This window comes from Thauera butanivorans, assembly GCF_048398245.1.
Classification (GTDB): Bacteria; Pseudomonadota; Gammaproteobacteria; order Burkholderiales; family Rhodocyclaceae; genus Thauera; species Thauera butanivorans.
In genome coordinates, this window is sequence record NZ_CP183038.1 from 3127878 (window position 1) to 3146422 (window position 18545).

The window sequence follows — 18545 nt, forward strand, 5'->3', positions numbered from 1 at the left end:
CGATGGACGCGCTGCCGGCACTGGTCAGCGGAACTGGCTCAGGAAGCGCAGATCGCCTTCGAAGAACAGGCGCAGGTCGTTGACGCCGTAGCGCAGCATCGTCAGGCGATCCGGCCCCATGCCGAAGGCGAAGCCGGTGTAGCGCTCGGGGTCGATGCCGCCGAAGCGCAGCACGTTCGGGTGGACCATGCCGCAGCCGGCGATCTCGAGCCAGCGCCCCTCCAGCGCGCCGCTCATGAAGGCGACGTCGATCTCGGCGCTGGGTTCGGTGAAGGGGAAGAAGGACGGCCGGAAGCGGACCTGCAGGTCGTCGGTCTCGAAGAACTTGCGCAGGAAGTCGGCGATCACGCCCTTCAGGTCGGCGAAGCTGACGTTCTCGCCCACCCACAGGCCTTCGGCCTGGTGGAACATCGGCGAGTGGGTCGCATCGGAGTCGACGCGGAACACCCGGCCCGGCGCGATCACGCGCAGCTCGGGCAGGGTGCCGCAATCCTTGTAGCGCTCGACGTGCGCCTGCATGGCGCGGATCTGCACCGGACTCGTGTGGGTGCGCAGCAGCACCTCGTCCTGGCCTTCCAGGTAGAAGGTGTCGTGCATCGAACGCGCGGGGTGCTTTTCCGGCGTGTTCAGCGCGGTGAAGTTGTGCCAGTCGGTCTCGATTTCCGGGCCGTCGGCGACGATGAAGCCGATCGAGCCGAACAGCTGCTCGATGCGTTCGAGCGTGCGGCTCACCGGGTGCAGACCGCCCAACACCGCGCCACGTCCGGGCAGCGTCACGTCCAGCGCCTCGGCGGCCAGTTGGGCCAGCAGCGCGGCTTCGCGCAGCGCGTTGCGGCGCGCTTCGAGTGCGGCCTCGATCGCGGTCTTGGCGGCATTGATGGCTGCGCCGGCTTCACGCCGCGCATCGGGGTCCAGCTTGCCGAGCGACTTCAGCCGCTCGGTCAGCGAACCGCTCTTGCCGAGATAGCGTGCCTTGGCCTGTTCGAGTTGGGCGCTGTCGGCCGCCGCGGCGAAATCGGCGGCTGCCTGTTGAACCAGTTGATCCAGGTGTTCCATATCCGTGCCCTGCCGGGTTGCGATGTGCTGCAAGTGCTGTGGATGGCCGTGCAAGCGAGATTCAGAAGAAAAAAAAGGAGGCCAGGCCTCCTTTTTTCGGGCTGCGTCGAATCACGCAGCGAGTTTGGCCCGGGCCTGTTCGGCGATCGCCGCAAAAGCGGGCTTGTCGAACACGGCCAGGTCGGCCAGCACCTTGCGGTCCACTTCGATCGCAGCCTTCTTCAGGCCGTTCATGAAGGTGCTGTAGGTCAGGCCCAGCTCACGCGCGGCGGCGTTGATACGGGCGATCCACAGGGTACGGAACTGGCGCTTGCGCTGACGACGGTCGCGGTAGGCGTACTGGCCGGCCTTCATCACCGCCTGCTTGGCGATGCGATAGACGTTCTTGCGACGGCCGCGATAACCCTTGGCCTGGGAAAGGACTTTCTTGTGACGAGCGCGGGCGGTTACACCACGTTTAACGCGAGGCATTGCGGTCTCCTATCAAGCGTACGGAAGCATGGCGCGGATCAGCTTTTCATCGGCCGCATGAACTTCGGTCATGCCGCGCAGCTGACGCTTCGCCTTGGTCGTTTTCTTGGTCAGGATGTGGCGCTTGAACGCCTGGGACCGCTTGATCCCGCCACTCGAGCGGACCTTGAAGCGCTTCTTGGCGCCGCTCTTCGTCTTCATCTTGGGCATTGCTGAGACTCCATGTTTTTGGATGACACCAGGTAGCGCCGATGAGCCCCGACGCATTTCCATACCCGGCACCACTTGTTTTCCGGCGGGCGGCCTTCGCTGCCCGTCGGTCTTGCCCTTGCGGGGCAAATTCCGTGCTGCTTAGTGTTTCTTCTTCGGCGCGATGACCATGATCATCTGGCGCCCTTCCATCTTCGGCATCTGCTCGACCTGGCCCAGGTCTTCCAGGTCGGCCTTGACGCGTTCGAGCTGACGCAGACCGAACTCCTGGTGAGCCATCTCACGGCCGCGGAAGCGCAAGGTCACCTTGCACTTGTCGCCTTCTTCCAGGAAGCGCTTCAGGTTGCGAAGCTTGATCTGGTAGTCGTTCTCGTCGGTGCCGGGGCGGAGCTTGACTTCCTTGACCTGCACCTGCTTCTGCTTGAGTCGGGCTTCGTGGGCCTTCTTCTGTTCCTGATACTTGAACTTGCCGAAATCCATCAGCTTGCAGACCGGCGGTGCGGCCATCGGCGCGATTTCGACCAGATCCAGCCCGGCCTCTTCGGCCATGTTCAGGGCTGCGTTCAGGGACACGATTCCAAGCTGTTCACCTTCTTCACCGACCAGCCGGACTTCGGGCGCGTTGATCTCCCTATTGACGCGCTGCTTCTTCTCTTGAGCGATGGTTCAACTCTCCACGAAAACCAAAAATCAGACCGTGCCGGCCTTCGCTTCAACTTCGCGAAGCCAGCGTTCGATCAGCGAATCGAGGGACATTTGGCCAAGATCCTGGCCACCCCGGGCACGCACGGCTACCAAGCCAGCCGCCTTTTCCTTGTCGCCGATGACGATCTGATAGGGCAGCTTCTGCACGCTATGTTCGCGGATTTTATAGTTAATCTTCTCGTTGCGCAAATCGGCTTCGACGCGGAAACCCGCTTTCCTGAGCTTGGCCGCCGCTTCGGCGGCATAGTCCGCCTGCCCTTCCGAGATATTCATCACCACCGCCTGCACCGGCGCCAGCCACAAGGGCATCGCGCCGGCGTGGTTCTCGATCAGGATGCCGATGAAGCGCTCCAGCGAGCCGAGCACCGCGCGATGCAGCATCACCGGCACCTTCTTGGTGTTGTCCTCGTCGACGTATTCCGCGCCGAGGCGCACCGGCAGGTTGAAGTCGAGCTGCAGCGTGCCGCACTGCCATACCCGACCCAGGCTGTCCTTCAGCGAGAACTCGATCTTCGGTCCGTAGAAGGCGCCCTCGCCCGGCTGCAGGTCGTACTTCAGGCCCTGCGCATCGAGCGCCGCCGCCAGCGCGGCTTCGGCGGCATCCCACTGCTCGTCGGTGCCGACGCGCTTGTCCGGCCGCGTCGACAGCTTGACCAGCACGTCGTTGAAGCCGAAATCGGCATAGACCTTCTGCAGCAGGCGGATGAACTCGGCCGACTCGGCCTGGACCTGGCTCTCGGCGCAGAAGATGTGCGCATCGTCCTGCACGAAGTTGCGCACGCGCATGATGCCGTGCAGCGAACCGGACGGCTCGTTGCGGTGGCAGGAGCCGAACTCGGCCATGCGCAGCGGCAGGTCGCGGTAGCTCTTGAGGCCCTGGTTGAATATCTGGATGTGGCACGGACAGTTCATCGGCTTGACCGCGTAGTCGTGCTTCTCGGACTGCGTGGTGAACATCAGGTCGGCGTACATGCCCCAGTGGCCGGACTTCTCCCACAGCGAGCGATCGACGATCTGCGGCGTCTTCACTTCCTGGTAGCCGTGCTCGCCGAGCGTGCGGCGCATGTACTGCTCGATCTGCTGCCACAGCGTCCAGCCCTTGGCGTGCCAGAACACCATGCCCGGCGCCTCGTCCTGCAGGTGGAAGAGATCGAGCTGGCGGCCGAGCTTGCGGTGGTCGCGCTTTTCGGCCTCCTCGATCATGTGCAGGTAGGCGTCGAGCTCGTCCTTCTTCGTCCATGCCGTGCCGTAGATGCGCTGCAGCATCTCGTTCTTCGAATCGCCGCGCCAGTAGGCGCCGGCCAGCTTCATCAGCTTGAAGACCTTGAGCTTGCCGGTCGAGGGCACGTGCGGGCCGCGGCACAGGTCGATGAAGTCGCCCTGGCGGTACAGCGAGACGTCCTCGCCTTGCGGAATCGAGGCGATGATCTCGGCCTTGTAGTGCTCGCCGATGCTCTTGAAGAACTCCACCGCCTTGTCGCGCGGCCACACTTCGCGCTCGACCGGGATGCTGCGTTTGGCGATCTCGGCCATGCGGACTTCGATCGCGGCAAGGTCTTCCGGCGTGAAGGGGCGCTTGTACGAGAAGTCGTAGTAGAAGCCGTTGTCGATCACCGGCCCGATCGTCACCTGGGCATCGGGGAACAGCTCCTTCACCGCGTGCGCCAGCAGGTGGGCGGAGGAGTGGCGGATGATGTCCAGGCCGTCCTCGTTCTTGTCGGTGATGATCGCCAGTTCGGCGTCGGTGTCGAGGCGGTGCGACAGATCCACCAGCCGCCCGCCGACGCGCCCGGCCAGCGCGGCCTTGGCGAGCCCGGCACCGATGGACGCCGCGACCTCGGCAACGGTCACCGGATGGTCGAAGCTGCGGACGGAACCATCGGGAAGCGTGATGTTGGGCATGGCAGTAGTCTCTGGCAGTGTCTGCCCGGCGAAATCGCGGGGCGGGATAGCAACGGAACGAGAATTGTGGACGAAAAAAAAGCGCGGTCTAGGCGCGCTTTTTTCTCTAGCAGACTAACAAGCGGAGCCGACCTGTTCAGTTTCCGGCCTGAGTGGTAGTTCGGAACATGGCATCGACTCCAGAATCTTGGTAGGCGCGATTGGATTCGAACCAACGACCCCCACCATGTCAAGGTGGTGCTCTAACCAACTGAGCTACGCGCCTGCTGAAGACCCGCATTATAGGCACTCAAAAAAACTTGTCAAAGTTTTTTTGCAGCGCACACGAAGAACCTATTTCTTGAGCCGGCTGACCACGAACAGGATCAGGATCGCGCCGACCACCGCGCCGATGAAGCCTGCACCCTGGCCGGCCTGGTAGATGCCGAGCGCCTGGCCGCCATAGGTCGCCACCAGCGAACCCGCGATGCCGAGCAAGGCGGTCATGATCAGGCCGAGGCCGTCCTTGCCTGGATGCAGCAGGCGAGCGACGAGGCCGACGATCAGGCCGATGAAGATGGTAGCGATGATGCCCATGTGACTCTCCTGTTGTGGGGTGAATGTGTCGGGCTGCGTCAGGCCGGACCACGATCAGGCCGCGCCGCGTCAGGCCAAGCCGCGACCGGGGGCCGTAGTGCGCTCAGGCCTGCGGCCAGGCTTCGAGAAACTGCTTCCAGTGCGGCGCCTCGAGCCGGCCGAGCGATTCTCGCACGACTTCGACTTCGTCCGCCCAGGCCTTGGCATCGAGATGCCCGCGCATGCGCTCGAAGCGCAGATAGACGAGGTAGGTGTTGACCACGTCGGTCTCGCAATAGTCGCGGATCTCGGCGGCGCGCCCTTCCTGCCAGGCCTGCCACACCGCCGAGCCATCCATGCCGAGCTTGCCCGGGTAGCCCATCAGCTTGGCCAGGTCGTCCAGCGGCGCGTTGGCGCGCGGCTGGTACAGCGCCAGCAGGTCCATCAGGTCGAGATGGCGGTTGTGGTAGCGGCTGATGTAGTTGTTCCACTTGAAGTCGCGCGAGTCGTGGTAGTCGCCCTCGCCCTGGTCCCAGTAGCGCGGCGCCGTGACGCCGTGCAGCATGCCGCGGTAATGCAGCACCGGCAGGTCGAAGCTGCCGCCGTTCCACGAAATGATCTGCGGCGTGTAGCGCTCGATGCCGTCGAAGAAGCGCTGGATGATCTCGCCTTCGCCCGAATCCGGTTCGGACAGCGAAAACACGCGGAAATGCTGGGCATCGCGCAGCACGCACGAGATCGTCACCACCCGCTGCAGGTGGTGCGGCAGGAAATCGTTGCCATGACTGGCGCGCCGCTGCTGGAAAGCCCATTCCGCCGCTTCGGTGTCGGACAGTTCGGGCGGCAGTTCGTACAGGTTCCGGATGCCGGCGACGTCCGGAATGGTTTCGATGTCGAAGACGAGAACGGGCATTACTTCTTCACCCAGGTCCCGCCTCGCTGCACCCACCAGCCTGCCGGCGCACGGTCGATCCAGCGCTGGGCGAAGGTGCTGCGCACGTCCGCCTCCCATTCCGGATGCTGGTTGGCGCGCGCGACTTCGCGGTACAGCGCACTGCGATCGGCATTCTCCGCCGCGACCAGGGCGTTGACGCTGCCGCGCTGCGCCAGCGGCACCGCCGACGCATCCCTCAGGGCGACGCTGCCATCGGCGGCAAGGCCGATCGCACCCGAGACATACAAGGGCCGGAGCTGGGCATGGCGCTGCTTCATCGACGCCTTCAAGGCGGAAATCGCCGGCGTGTCGATCTCGAGATTGCCCTGGGCCTGCACGGCGAAGGCCATCATCCAGCTCAGCAGACCCGCCGTCAGCCAGCGCATCCACCCGGGGACTCCATGACGTGCACTCATTGCTCTGCCCCCTGCTCTGCCGGCGCCGCCTGCGGCGACTGGTTTTCACGTGCCTGCCAGACCTCGTCGATGATGCGGTCGGCGGCTTTTTCCGCGGCCGCAGCCGGAAAATAGATGTTGATCGTCACGCAGGCCGAGGCGGCAAGCGCCAGGCTGCCCGCAAGCAGCAAGGATCGGATTCGAAAGAATGGCATTCGGTTCTCCTGCAGGACCCGGCGCCTGCCGGCCTGAATCAGTGCAACTCGGGCGCGACGTTGTTCTCGATCACGCGCTGGATCCGGTCGACCAGCTCCTGCCAATCGACGCGCCGATTGTAGCCGATGACATCCAGCGCCGGGATGCCGCCGCCACGCACGATGGGAAAGCCGCCGTCCGGCCTCTCGCGGCCGGCGATGCCGCTCATTTCGCAGATGCCGTTCGCCAGTACGCAATGGAAACCGAGCTCGCGATAGCCGAAAGTGTCGAACACGCTCAGCACGCCACGCTGCAGCGCCGCGATCGCACCGCCCCCGCCCAGCGCGCCGATGTTCTGCACCGCCCGCTGGCTGATGCGACGGCGATAGCTGCCCGGGCTGCTGGCGAGCCGCAGATCGAACGCGACCGGCCGCCAGCCGGCCAGCTCCAGCCCTTTCACGTCGGCATCCACATAGCCGCTGATGCTGCCGAAGCTGAAGGTGTCGGTGAGCTGGGCCAGATCCAGATGGCGCGCCTCGATGTCGGCGCGCAGGTTGGAGGCGACGCCGAACGGCTCGCTGACGCGCAGGCCGGTCGCCTGCAGATAGCCGTCGAACACCGAAACCACCAGCGCGCCATCCAGCGAGATCTCGCCGGTGCTGACGCGCATGCCCGGCATGGACGCCGACAGGATGCCGGACATCGACGGCCAGCCGAGCGCCTGGGTCAGCAAGGCCATCGACAGCGGCTCGACGACCACGCCGCCCTGCCCGCGCCAGCCCTCCGCGCCGTGTTCGAGCGCAAGGCCGTCCAGCACCAGGGCACCATCCAGCAAGGGAATGCGGATCTGCCCGAAAGCGACCTGCCCGCCGTCGAGCAGTGCATCGACGTCGAAGGCGCCGAGCGACAGGGCTTCCCAATGCCCGCCCTCAAGCTGCAGGCTGGCGCGTGTCGGCGCAGTCGCCGACCAGGGCAGATGGCCGGACAGCGGCCCGAAGGCCAGCCCGCGTCCGCGCACCTCGCCGCCTTCATCCACGCCGGCGAGACTGAGGCCGGCGCCGTCGAAGACCAGGTCCAGGGAGAAGAGTTGCCCGTTCCTGATCTCGGCGCCAGCGCCGGCATGGCCGGCAAAACGCAGGCGGTCCGCCAGCGCGGGCGCCAGCGCCGGCGTGATCCAGTGCGGACCGAGAATCGCCAGATCGCCGCCGGCCAGCGACAGCGTGAGATCCTGCAGGCTCGGCGGTTCGCGCGCGATGCGGGCGGTCAGGGCGAACTGATCGACGCCTTCGAGTTCCAGTGTCGCCATGCGCAGCACGAGCTCGTCGTCGTTCAGCCGGCCTTCGGCCTGCAGCACTGGCCCCGACTGCAGGTAGAGCGGATGCAGGTAGGCTTCGCCGCCCTCCCATGCCAGCCGGCCCTGCCAGTCCCAGCCTGCAGCCAGCGCCCGGGCCGTGAGATCGAGCGACAGCGCCAGGCCTTCGGCCGCCTGCAGGCCATCCGGGCTGGAGAAGCTGCCGCCGCTCAGTCGCGCCTGAAGTTGCAGCTTTTCATGCGGATCGGCATCGCCGGCCTGCTGCCACGCCAGTCTGGCATCGACCGTCCCTTTGGCTGCGTGCTGCGCCAACTCCGCTGCAAGTGCCGGCGAAACCTGCGCAGCGAAGCCGGCCAGGTCTCCACTCAGTTCTCCTATCTCGAAGCGCGTCAGCGCCGCCTCGACGAGGTTGCCGCCGTCATGGCGGATATCCACGGTCGAACCCGACGACAGCCGCAGCACGGCGTCGAAAGCGGATGTCAGCGGATCGAAGCGGAAATCGATGTTCAGCGGCAGGCGTTTGGCACCGACGCGGATCTCGCCTCCCCTGCAGCGAATCTCCGGAAATGCGGCATCGGCTTCGGGACAGGAGAGATGCAGTCCACGCCACGCCCGCTCGCCCAGCGCCAGATGGGCGATACGCAGCTCGGGCCCCTTGCTGCCGGCAGCGAACTGCAGTTCCACCCCCTGCACGGACAGGCCGGGGGCGCGAATGTCGCCGATCGACAGCTGGATGCGTTCGATGCCCTGTACCGGCAGTATCGCCGCCAGCGCCAGCAGGGCCAGGCAGCAGCAACGGGCGGCGACCCTGGCCGCCATGGCCCGCAAGCTTCCCTCAGGCCGGGAACACACCCGTCGACAGATAGCGGTCACCGCGGTCGCAGACGATGGACACGATCACCGCATTCTCGAGTTCGGCGGCCAGCCGCAGCGCGACGTGCATCGAACCACCGGAAGAGATGCCGGCGAAGATGCCTTCCTCGCGCGCCAGCCGGCGGGTCATTTCCTCCGCCTCGGCCTGGCTGACGCGTTCGACGCGATCGACCCGCGGGCGCTCGAAGATCTTCGGCAGATAGGCTTCCGGCCACTTGCGGATGCCCGGAATCTGCGACCCCTCTTCCGGTTCGCAGCCGACGATCTGAACCTCGGGGTTCTTTTCCTTGAGGAAGCGCGAAGTCCCCATGATGGTGCCGGTGGTGCCCATCGAGCTGACGAAATGGGTCACGCGGCCGCCCGTCTGCTCCCAGATCTCGGGGCCGGTACCTTCGTAGTGAGCGAGCGGATTGTCCGGATTGGCGAACTGGTCGAGGATGATGCCCTTGCCTTCGTCGCGCATCTTGTCGGCGATGTCGCGCGCCATCTCCATGCCGCCGGAAGTCGGCGTCAGCACCAGTTCGGCACCGAAGGCGCGCATCGTCTGGCGCCGCTCCACGCTCTGGTTCTCCGGCATCACCAGGATCATGCGGTAGCCGCGCATCGCCGCTGCCATCGCCAGCGCGATGCCGGTGTTGCCGCTGGTCGCTTCGATCAGGGTGTCGCCGGGCTTGATCTCGCCGCGCGCCTCGGCATGCATCACCATCGACAATGCCGGCCGGTCCTTGACCGAGCCGGCCGGGTTGTTGCCTTCGAGCTTGGCCAGGATGACGTTGTTGCGGCCGGCATTGATGCGTTTCAGCCTCACCAGCGGGGTGTGGCCGACATAATCTTCCAGCGTCTTGAATTCCATGGATCGGGTTCTCTGAATGGGGGGGCGGCCGCTCAAGAGGCGTCAGGGCGCTCAGGTCATCGAGCTGTTCAGGGTGTCAAGTCGAATTCTTCGGTTCGCCGCGGCGGGTAAGTCTCCCAGCCGCCGCAGGCCGGACAACGCCAATGGAACTGGCGGGCCTTGAAGCCACAGGCGTCGCAGCGATAGCGGGCGACCTTGCGCGTGTGGCCGTGGATCAGTTGCTTGATCAGCTCGACGTCGCCGCGCTGCTCGCTCGGCACCGTCAGCAACGCGGCTTCGAGCAGCTTGTCCAGGCCCAGCAGCGTGGGGTTGCGCCGCAGTTCCTCGCGCACCAGGTCGTAGGCCGCCTGCGGGCCCTGTTTGTCCATTTCCCAATGGAAAAGCTCGTCGAGCAGATCGAGCGAGGCATGGCTGTCGAGCCAGGCACGCAACAACTGATGGCCCTCTTCCAGCCGCCCGAGGCGGCCATAGGCGTCCATGATGCGCTCGGCGGCCAGGGCGAGATAGACCGGATCCTGGTTCTCGATCCGTTTCCACGCGGCGAGCGCGTCCTCGTCTCTGCCTTGTGCGGCACAGATGTCGCCGCGGATCAGGCTCGCGCGCACGCAGCGGGGATTGACCGACAGCGCCGCCTCGACGTGGCGTTCGGCCTCGTCCGGCTTCGAGTTGGCCAACGCAGCCGACGCCAGCTCGCAGTGGAAATTCGCCACCTCGGTCCGCCACATCAGACTTTCGTGGCCCGGCAGCGCATCGGCCACTTCGATCGCCTTCGCCCAGTCCTTCTCCTGCTGATAGATCTCCAGCAGGTAGCGCAGCGCCAGCGCGTCGGCGCGTGTGCCGCGCAGGCGGACGAACACCTCTTCGGCACGATCGAGCAGGCCTGCCTTGAGGAAGTCCTGGCCGAGTTCGCCGAGCGCCTGCAGGCGCTGCTCTTCGGTGATGTCCTCGCGATCGACCAGCAGTTGATGGATGCGGATCGCCCGGTCGGTCTCGCCGCGGCGCCGGAACAGGCTGCCGAGGGCGAAATGCAGTTCGATCGTCTGCGGGTCGATGCGCACGGCTTCGACGAAGGAGTCGATCGCCTTGTCGGGCTGCTCGTTGAGCAGGAAATTCAGGCCGGACAGATAGGAGCGCGGCAATGCCCGCGACTCCTGCACCACCTGGCGAATGTCGATGCGGGCAGCGAGCCAGCCCAGCGCGAAGAACAGCGGAAGGGCCAGCAGCCACCAGAGTTCGATTTCCATGGGACGGCGAAACGCTCAGGAAAGGCTGGGCATCTGGATCTCGGCCGCCGGCTCGGTGGCGTTGGCCGTCCGTTCACGCTCGGCACGCTCCCGCTCCAGCTGGCGGCGCAATTGAGAGATTTCGCGGCGCTGGCGCAGCAGCGAAGCGAAGGTCGCCGTGACCCCGAGCAAGGCACCGGCGGCGAAGCTGACGAGGATGACGAACACCAGCGGAAGCTGCCATTGCCCGCCAAAGAAGAAGTTCAGGGTCGCCAGATGATCGTTCTTGATCGCGAACCCGAACAGCAGGATGAACAGCAGGAGACGGATGAACCACATGATTGCGCGCATGGCGCCATTATCACCGAGCACGCCGCAAAAAAGAAGAAAGGCGGCCATCGGGCCGCCTTCCGGTACTGCATCTGTTGCCACTCGCAAGCCTGGCTTGCATCCGATCGCCGCGCGGTCGATCGTCCATCGGTGGCCGAACTCGCCAGCCGAACCCGGTCCGGCTGCTCAGCCAGCGAGATCCACGCGTTCGCGCAACTCCTTGCCGGCCTTGAAGTGCGGCACGTACTTTTCCGGCACGTGCACCTTCTCGCCCGACTTGGGATTGCGTCCGACGCGCGGCGGACGATAGTTCAGCGCGAAACTGCCAAACCCGCGGATCTCGATGCGATCGCCGCGCGCAAGCGCATCGGTCATCGCATCGAGGATCATCTTGACCGCGTAATCGGCATCCTTTGCGACCAGTTGCGGGAAACGCTCCGCAAGCTGGGCGATCAGCTCCGATTTGGTCATGTCGGCTTGCTTACTGCTTCTGCTCGTTCAGCTTGGCCTTCAGCAGCGCACCCAGGTTGGTCGTGCCGGACGCGGCGGAGCTGTCGGAAGCCAGCTTGTTCATGGCTTCGTTCTGCTCGGCCTGATCCTTGGCGCGGATCGACAGGTTGATCGAACGGGTCTTGCGATCGACGTTGATCACCATCGCCTCGACCTCGTCGCCTTCCTTCAGCATCGTCGTCAGGTCGTCGACGCGGTGGGCAGCGGCTTCGGAAGCACGCAGGTAGGCTTCGACGTCGTCACCCAGCGAGATCACGGCGCCACGCGCATCGACCGACTTCACGGTGCCGCGCACGAGGGTGTTCTTCTCGTGGGTGGCGATGAAGTTGGTGTAGGGATCGCCTTCGAGCTGCTTGATGCCCAGCGAGATGCGCTCGCGCTCGACGTCGATCGCTAGCACCACGGCTTCGACCTCGTCGCCCTTCTTGAAGCGGCGCACGGCTTCGTCGCCCTGCTCGCTCCACGACAGGTCGGACAGGTGCACCAAGCCGTCGATGCCGCCTTCCAGACCGATGAAGACGCCGAAGTCGGTGATCGACTTGATCTGGCCGCGGACCTTGTCGCCCTTCTTGTGGTTGATGGCGAAATCGTCCCACGGGTTGGACATGCACTGCTTCATGCCCAGCGAGATGCGGCGGCGGTCTTCGTCGATCTCGAGGATCATCACTTCGACTTCGTCGCCCAGCTGCACGACCTTGGTCGGGTGGATGTTCTTGTTGGTCCAGTCCATTTCGGACACGTGCACCAGACCCTCGATGCCCTGCTCGACTTCGACGAAGGCGCCGTAGTCGGTGATGTTGGTGACCTTGCCGAACAGGCGGGTGCCCTGCGGGTAGCGGCGCGAGATGCCGACCCACGGATCTTCGCCGAGCTGCTTCAGGCCCAGCGAGACGCGGTTCTTTTCCTGGTCGAACTTGAGCACCTTGGCTTCGATCTCGTCACCGACGTTGAGCACTTCGCTCGGGTGACGGACGCGGCGCCAGGCCAGGTCGGTGATGTGCAGCAGGCCATCGATGCCGCCCAGGTCGACGAACGCACCGTAGTCGGTGATGTTCTTGACGATACCCTTGATGACGGTGCCTTCCTTGAGGTTGGCGAGCAGCTTCTCGCGCTCTTCGCCCATCGACTCTTCGAGCACGGCACGGCGCGAGACGACGACGTTGTTGCGCTTGCGGTCGAGCTTGATGACCTTGAATTCGTATTCCTTGCCTTCGTACGGCGTGGTGTCCTTGACCGGACGCATGTCGACCAGCGAACCCGGCAGGAAGGCGCGGATGCTGTTGGTCATGACGGTCAGGCCACCCTTGACGCGGCCGGTGATGACGCCCTTGACCAGCGAGCCTTCGTTGAGGGCCTTCTCGAGGTCGTTCCAGGCGGCGATGCGCTTGGCCTTCTCGCGCGACAGGCGGGTCTCGCCGAAGCCGTCTTCGAGCGCGTCGATGGCGACGTGGACGAAGTCGCCGACGTTGACTTCGAGTTCGCCGCGGTCGTTGCGGAACTCGTCGACGGGGACGTAGCTTTCGGACTTCAGGCCGGCGTTGACGACGACGAAGTTCTGATCGATGCGCACGACTTCGGCGGTGATGACTTCACCGGTGCGCATTTCCTGCAGGGCAAGGCTTTCCTCGAAGAGGGCGGCAAAACTTTCTTCGAAGGCGGGGGTGGCGTTGGACATGAGGGATAAATCCGGGACCGCCGTGCGACGGCAAAAAAGTGAGATTGAGAAAAAACGCGCCTGGGCTCCCGCCCCTGCGCGCGGCACTTCAACCGGCGGCGAGTCCCCGATCCCGCACGAGATCGAGCACGAAAGCCACGGCGCCCTCGACGTCCAGTTCGGTCGTGTCGAGCAGCACCGCATCCGGCAACTTCACGAGCGGCGCGACGGGCCGTGCCGCATCGCGCGCGTCACGTTCCCGAAGGTCGTCCAGAAGACTTTGCATGTTAGCAGGCAAACCCTTTTCCATCAACTGCTTATAACGGCGCCCGGCACGCGCCTCGGCCGTCGCGGTCAGGAAGATCTTGATCTGTGCATCCGGGAATATCACCGAGCCCATGTCGCGGCCGTCGCCGACCAGCCCGGGCGCCACGCGATAGTCGCGCTGGCGGCCGAGCAAGGCTTCGCGCACCGCCGGCAGCACCGCGACCTTCGATGCGCCCACCGAGCAGGCTTCGCTGCGGATGTCGGTGCTGATGTCGTCGCCGCCGAGCAGCACCTTGCCGTCCTCGAAGCGCGCCGGCAGGCTGGCGGCGATCGCGGCGACGCCCGCTTCGTCGTCGAGCGCGACGCCGGCGCGCGTCGCCGCCAGCGCGACGATGCGGTACAGCGAACCGCTGTCGAGCACCTTCCAGCCGAGCGCGGCGGCGACGCGCTCGGCCACCGTGCCCTTGCCCGATGCCGACGGACCGTCGATCGCGATCACCGGCACCGGCCGCGTCACGCTGGCGAAAGCGTCGAAATAGCCGGGGAAAGTCTTGTTGACGCACTTCGGATCGTTGATCCGCACGCGGCAGCCGCCCAGGCTGACGAGCGAGAAGCACATCGCCATGCGATGGTCGTCGTAGGTGTCGATCGCCGCCGGCAGCAGGCGCGCGGGCGGCGTCACGCACAGGTAGTCCGCGCCCTCCTCGATCTCGGCACCGACCTTGCGCAGTTCGATCGCCATCGCCGCGATGCGGTCGGTTTCCTTGACCCGCCAGCTGGCGATGTTGCGCAGCCGGCACGGGCCGTCGGCGAACAGCGCGGCGACCGCCAGCGTCATCGCCGCATCCGGGATGTGGTTCAGATCGAGATCGAAAGCCTTCAGCACGCCGGATTCGGGCGCCGAAGCCTCGATCCAGTTGTCGCCCATCGTGATCCGCGCGCCGAGCTGCGCCAGTGCCTCGGCGAAGCGGACGTCGCCCTGGATGCTGCTGCGGCCGACGCCTTCGACCCGTACCGGCCCGCCGCCGATCGCACCGGCAGCGAGGAAATACGAAGCCGACGAGGCATCGCCTTCGACGAACAGCGTACCCGGGCTGCGATAGCGCGCGCCGTCCGGCACGACGAAGCGCTCCCAGCCCTGCTGCTCGACCTCGACACCGAAGCGCGCCATCAGCTCCAGCGTGATCGCGATGTAGGGCTTGGAGATCAGTTCGCCGACGACCTCGACCGTGGTCTGCACGCCGGTCAGCGGCAAGGCCATCAGCAGCGCGGTCAGGAACTGGCTCGAGACGTCGCCCCGCACCCTGACCACGCCGCCTGGACTGATCGTCGCCGGCTTGATGTGCAGCGGCGGATAGCCTTCGTTCGCCGTGCAGCTGATGTCGGCACCGAGCTGGCGCAGCGCCTCGACCAGGTCGCCGATCGGGCGCTCGTGCATCCGTGGCACGCCCGACAAGCGGTATTCGCCACCGGACAGGGCCAGCGCCGCGGTCAGCGGCCGGAAGGCGGTACCCGCGTTGCCGAGGAAAAGTTCTGCCGCCTTGACCGGAAACGGTCCGCCAACGCCATCGACGACGTAATCGAGCGTATCGCCCTTGCGCTGCCAGCGCACGCCGAGCGCCTGCAGCGCCTCCAGCATGCGTTCGACGTCGTCGGACGACAGCAGGTCGCGGATCTCGGTGCGGCCTTCGGCCAGCGCGGCGAGCAGCAGCACGCGATTGGAGATGCTCTTGGAGCCGGGCAGGCGCACGCTGCCGCTCGCGCCCAGCATCGGGGACAGGTCGAGGAATTCCATGTTTCGTCTCTTATTGACGCAGCCCTTGAACAGGCTGCTTTCGAAAAGCCGGGCAGGATGGGTAGAGCCGTCGGCGAAACCCATCGCCTCGATGACGGCTCCGTTCTGGCCATTGATGGGTTTCGCTGCGCTCTACCCATCCAGGCCGGGAGTGGGGACACAGCCGCCCGATCATTCCGCCGTCTGCACCGGCAGGCCTTCGGCCCAGGCGTTGCGGGCGCGCCGGGCACGATTAAAGACGGCTTCGAGCGCGTCACCGTCGCCCGCCGCGAGCATCCGCCGCAGGCTGGCCAGTTCGCCGAGATAGGCATCCAGTTCGGCGAGCAGCGCCACCCGGTTGGCGACGCAGATGTCGCGCCACATTTCCGGATGGCTGCCGGCGATGCGGGTGAAGTCGCGGAAACCGCTGGCCGCATGCGAAAACAGCAGTTCCGCGTTGTCGCGCCGCGCCAGGTCGTCCACCAGGCCGAAGGCGAGCAGATGCGGCAGGTGGCTGACGGCGGCGAACACGCTGTCGTGGTCCCGCGGCGTCATGTCGACCACGCTGGCGCCGCAGGCCTGCCAGGCCGCCCGCACCAGTTCGACCGCATCGGCCCGGCTGTCGGGAAGCGGCGTCAGCACGACCTTGCGCTTGACGTAGAGATCGGCGAAGGCGGCATCGACGCCGCTCTTCTCCGCGCCTGCGATCGGGTGTGCCGGCACGATCTGCGGCAGCTGCGCGCCGAGGTGGCGATGGATGGCTTCGATCACGTCGCGCTTGGTGCTGCCGGCGTCGGTGACCACCGTCCCGGCGCCCAGGTGCGGCGCCATCGCCGCCATGATCGCATCCATCTGCCCCACCGGCGCGGCAAGCAGCACCAGATCGGCACCGGCCAGCGCCGTGGCCCAGTCACCTGCAATCTCGTCGATGACGCCCAGTCCCAGCGCACGCTCCAGTGGTTCGCGCCGCCGGCCGATGCCGACGATGCGGCCGACCGCCCCCGCGCGCCGCAGGCCGAGCGCGAACGAACCGCCGATCAGGCCGACGCCGCAGATGACGAGCTTGCCGATCAGCGGCGAGGTCTCGCGGCCTTCCATCAGGCCAGCGCCTGCTTCAGCGCGGCGATGAAGCGGGCGTTCTCTTCCGGCAGGCCGATCGACACCCGCAGCCAGTGCGGCATGCCGTAGCCAGCGATCGGGCGCACGATCACGCCCTGCCGCAGCAGCGCGCGATCGACTCCGGCGGCGTCGCCGACCTTGAAGGTGACGAAGTTGCCGGCCGACGGAATCCACTCCAGCCCCAGCGCGACGAAGGCGTCGGTGAGTTGCTGCATGCCACGCCGGTTCAGTTCGGCCGACTGCTCGATGAACTCCTCGTCGTCCAGCGCCGCCCCGGCTGCCGCCAGCGCGACGCTGGAGACGTTGAAGGGCTGGCGCACCCGGTTCATCAGGTCCGCCACTTCGGCATGCGCGACGCCATAGCCCACCCGCAGGCCGGCGAGGCCGTAGGCCTTGGAGAAGGTGCGCGACACCAGCAGGTTGGGAAAGCGTTCGATCCAGGCGATGGCGTCATAGCGCTGCGCCGGCGCCAGGTATTCGGTATAGGCCTCGTCGAGCACCACCAGCACGTCCTGCGGCACTTGGTGCAGGAACGCCTCGATGTCCCCACCCGGCAGGAAAGTGCCGGTCGGATTGTTCGGATTGGCGATGAAGACGATGCGGGTATCGGGCGAGATCGCCGCCGCCATCGCATCCAGGTCGTGGCCGAAGTTCCTCGCCGGCACTTCGACGCCGCGCGCGCCGCGCGCCTGCGTCGCCAGCGGATAGACGGCAAAGGCATGCTGGGCATACACCGCCGAACAGCCGGGGCGGAGGAAAGCCTGGGTGGCGATCTCGAGGACATCGTTGGAACCGTTGCCGATCACCAGTTGCTCGGGCTTCACGCCGAGCTTGCGGCACAGCGCCGCCTTCAATGCGAAGGCACCGCCGTCCGGGTAGCGCGCCAGATCGGCCAGCGCCATGCGTGCGGCATCGCGGGCGCGCGTGCTCATCCCCAGCGGATTCTCGTTCGATGCGAGCTTGACGATGCTCGATTCGGCAAGCCCCATCTCCCGCGCCAGTTCGGAGATCGGCTTGCCCGGCTGGTAGGGCATGATGGCACGGATGTGGTCCGGGGCACGGCTTGCTACGCTCATGGCTGTCTCCTTGATGGCACGTGGCCTCGTTCGTCGAATGCTCGGGCGGATTCAGAGTGTCAGATGGCGGCGATCGGATAGGAGCCGAGCACCTTCAGGAATGCGGCGCGATCGGCCAGTTCGGCGAGCGCGGCGGCGACCTCGGCATCTTCGCGGTGGCCGTTGATGTCGGCGTAGAACACATATTCCCACAGGCCTGACTGCGCCGGGCGCGACTGCAGTTTGGTCATGTCCACACCGTGGCGCGCGAGCGGTTCCAGCAAGGCATGGATCGCCCCCGGACGGTTCGGCGCCGAGAACACCAGCGAGGTGCGGTCGCTGCCCGACGGCCCGGCGTCGTGGCTGGCGATGACGAGGAAGCGCGTGGTGTTGTTGGGATCGTCTTCGATGTTGGGCGCGAGGATGTTCAGGCCGTACAGCTTGGCCGCCGCCTCGCCCGCGATCGCGCAGGACTCGGCATCCTCCGCCGCCAGCCGCGCCGCCTCGGCGTTGCTCGCCACCGGGATGCGCGGCAGGTGAGGCAGGTTGCGGTTGAGCCATTCGTGGCACTGCGCCAGCGACTGCGCATGCGAATACAGGCGCTTGGCGGCGCCGATGCCGTCGGCACGCGACATCAGTTGCTGATGGATGCGCAGCCTGACTTCGCCGCAGACCTTGACCGGGCTCGCCAGCAGCAGGTCGAGCGTGATATTGACCGCACCCTCGGTCGAATTCTCGACCGGCACGACGCCGTAATCGACGTTGCCGGCCTCGACCGCGCGGAACACGTCCTCGATCGTCGCCATCGGCATGAAACCGGGCGCGGAACCGAACTGCTTGCGGCTGGCGCTTTCGGAAAAAGTACCGGCCGGGCCGAGGTAGGCGACGCGCTGCGGATGCTCCAGCCCCAGGCAGGCCGACATGATCTCGCGGAACACGGTCTTCACCGCATCCGCCGGCAGCGGCCCCGGATTCAGCTCCGCCAGGCGGCGCAGCACCTGGGCTTCGCGCTCGGGCCGGTAGAAAGGGGGCTTGCCCTGCTTCACTTCACCCACGCGTTGCGCGCAGCGCGCACGCTCGGACAGGCGGGCGAGGATTTCCTCGTCGAGGCGGTCGATTTCGTTGCGCAGCTTCAGCAGTTCGTCGCTCATG

General features: G+C 66.0%; 19 protein-coding genes and 1 tRNA gene. All 20 read right to left on the minus strand.

Annotated elements, in window-relative coordinates; translation table 11 throughout:
- Positions 1-24 precede the first annotated feature (24 nt).
- The 20 genes from ACNQFN_RS15190 to pheA all read right to left on the minus strand — a co-directional run bounded on the left by ACNQFN_RS15190 (position 25) and on the right by pheA (position 18544).
- The gene (locus ACNQFN_RS15190) at positions 25-1056 is read right to left on the minus strand and encodes a phenylalanine--tRNA ligase subunit alpha (protein ID WP_418646908.1); all 1032 of its coding nucleotides are present in this window, start codon (positions 1054-1056) and stop codon (positions 25-27) included.
- Between the two features lie 111 nt (positions 1057-1167).
- Positions 1168-1527, minus strand: a complete 360-nt coding sequence (gene rplT / locus ACNQFN_RS15195) for a 50S ribosomal protein L20 (RefSeq protein WP_004333413.1) — start codon at positions 1525-1527, stop codon at positions 1168-1170.
- A gap of 12 nt (positions 1528-1539) precedes the next feature.
- Complete coding sequence (rpmI, locus tag ACNQFN_RS15200) at positions 1540-1737, minus strand: 50S ribosomal protein L35 (RefSeq protein ID WP_002923845.1); 198 nt, start codon at positions 1735-1737, stop codon at positions 1540-1542.
- Positions 1738-1878: 141 nt separating this feature from the next.
- Entirely contained in the window at positions 1879-2400 is a 522-nt protein-coding gene (gene infC / locus ACNQFN_RS15205) for a translation initiation factor IF-3 (protein WP_083953600.1), read from the minus strand.
- A gap of 27 nt (positions 2401-2427) precedes the next feature.
- Positions 2428-4344 carry a threonine--tRNA ligase gene (gene thrS, locus ACNQFN_RS15210; RefSeq protein ID WP_418646909.1) on the minus strand — a complete coding sequence of 639 codons (1917 nt, stop codon included), beginning with the start codon at positions 4342-4344 and terminating at the stop codon, positions 2428-2430.
- A gap of 188 nt (positions 4345-4532) precedes the next feature.
- Positions 4533-4609, minus strand: a tRNA-Val gene (locus ACNQFN_RS15215).
- Positions 4610-4677: 68 nt separating this feature from the next.
- A complete protein-coding gene (locus ACNQFN_RS15220) occupies positions 4678-4920 on the minus strand; it encodes a GlsB/YeaQ/YmgE family stress response membrane protein (RefSeq protein WP_068637063.1) in 243 nt (80 codons plus the stop codon).
- A 103-nt stretch (positions 4921-5023) separates the two neighbouring features.
- Positions 5024-5812, minus strand: coding sequence for a 3'-5' exonuclease (locus ACNQFN_RS15225; protein ID WP_418646910.1), 789 nt, complete (start codon positions 5810-5812; stop codon positions 5024-5026).
- Positions 5812-6219, minus strand: coding sequence for a YdbL family protein (locus tag ACNQFN_RS15230; RefSeq protein WP_068637061.1), 408 nt, complete (start codon positions 6217-6219; stop codon positions 5812-5814). Before ACNQFN_RS15230 ends, ACNQFN_RS15225 begins: the two co-directional genes overlap by 1 nt.
- Positions 6220-6245: 26 nt before the next feature.
- On the minus strand, positions 6246-6443 hold the full coding sequence (locus ACNQFN_RS15235) for a hypothetical protein (protein WP_068637060.1): 198 nt from the start codon (positions 6441-6443) through the stop codon (positions 6246-6248).
- A gap of 38 nt (positions 6444-6481) precedes the next feature.
- On the minus strand, positions 6482-8554 hold the full coding sequence (locus tag ACNQFN_RS15240) for a hypothetical protein (protein ID WP_418646911.1): 2073 nt from the start codon (positions 8552-8554) through the stop codon (positions 6482-6484).
- Positions 8555-8570: 16 nt separating this feature from the next.
- Positions 8571-9461: a cysteine synthase CysM gene (gene cysM / locus ACNQFN_RS15245; protein WP_068637058.1), complete on the minus strand. Its 891-nt coding sequence runs from the start codon at positions 9459-9461 to the stop codon at positions 8571-8573.
- Positions 9462-9529: 68 nt separating this feature from the next.
- Positions 9530-10705, minus strand: coding sequence for a lipopolysaccharide assembly protein LapB (gene lapB, locus ACNQFN_RS15250; protein ID WP_068637057.1), 1176 nt, complete (start codon positions 10703-10705; stop codon positions 9530-9532).
- Between the two features lie 15 nt (positions 10706-10720).
- On the minus strand, positions 10721-11035 hold the full coding sequence (locus ACNQFN_RS15255; RefSeq protein ID WP_068637081.1) for a LapA family protein: 315 nt from the start codon (positions 11033-11035) through the stop codon (positions 10721-10723).
- A 165-nt stretch (positions 11036-11200) separates the two neighbouring features.
- Positions 11201-11485: an integration host factor subunit beta gene (locus ACNQFN_RS15260; protein ID WP_068637056.1), complete on the minus strand. Its 285-nt coding sequence runs from the start codon at positions 11483-11485 to the stop codon at positions 11201-11203.
- Positions 11486-11495: 10 nt separating this feature from the next.
- Positions 11496-13199: a 30S ribosomal protein S1 gene (rpsA, locus tag ACNQFN_RS15265; RefSeq protein ID WP_068637055.1), complete on the minus strand. Its 1704-nt coding sequence runs from the start codon at positions 13197-13199 to the stop codon at positions 11496-11498.
- Positions 13200-13287: 88 nt separating this feature from the next.
- A complete protein-coding gene (locus ACNQFN_RS15270) occupies positions 13288-15240 on the minus strand; it encodes a bifunctional 3-phosphoshikimate 1-carboxyvinyltransferase/cytidylate kinase (protein ID WP_068637080.1) in 1953 nt (650 codons plus the stop codon).
- 171 nt (positions 15241-15411) lie between these two features.
- On the minus strand, positions 15412-16317 hold the full coding sequence (locus ACNQFN_RS15275) for a prephenate dehydrogenase (protein ID WP_418646912.1): 906 nt from the start codon (positions 16315-16317) through the stop codon (positions 15412-15414).
- On the minus strand, positions 16317-17414 hold the full coding sequence (hisC, locus tag ACNQFN_RS15280) for a histidinol-phosphate transaminase (RefSeq protein ID WP_418646913.1): 1098 nt from the start codon (positions 17412-17414) through the stop codon (positions 16317-16319). Before hisC ends, ACNQFN_RS15275 begins: the two co-directional genes overlap by 1 nt.
- Positions 17415-17473: 59 nt before the next feature.
- The gene (gene pheA, locus ACNQFN_RS15285; RefSeq protein ID WP_068637052.1) at positions 17474-18544 is read right to left on the minus strand and encodes a prephenate dehydratase; all 1071 of its coding nucleotides are present in this window, start codon (positions 18542-18544) and stop codon (positions 17474-17476) included.
- Between the last annotated feature and the right edge of the window lies 1 nt (position 18545).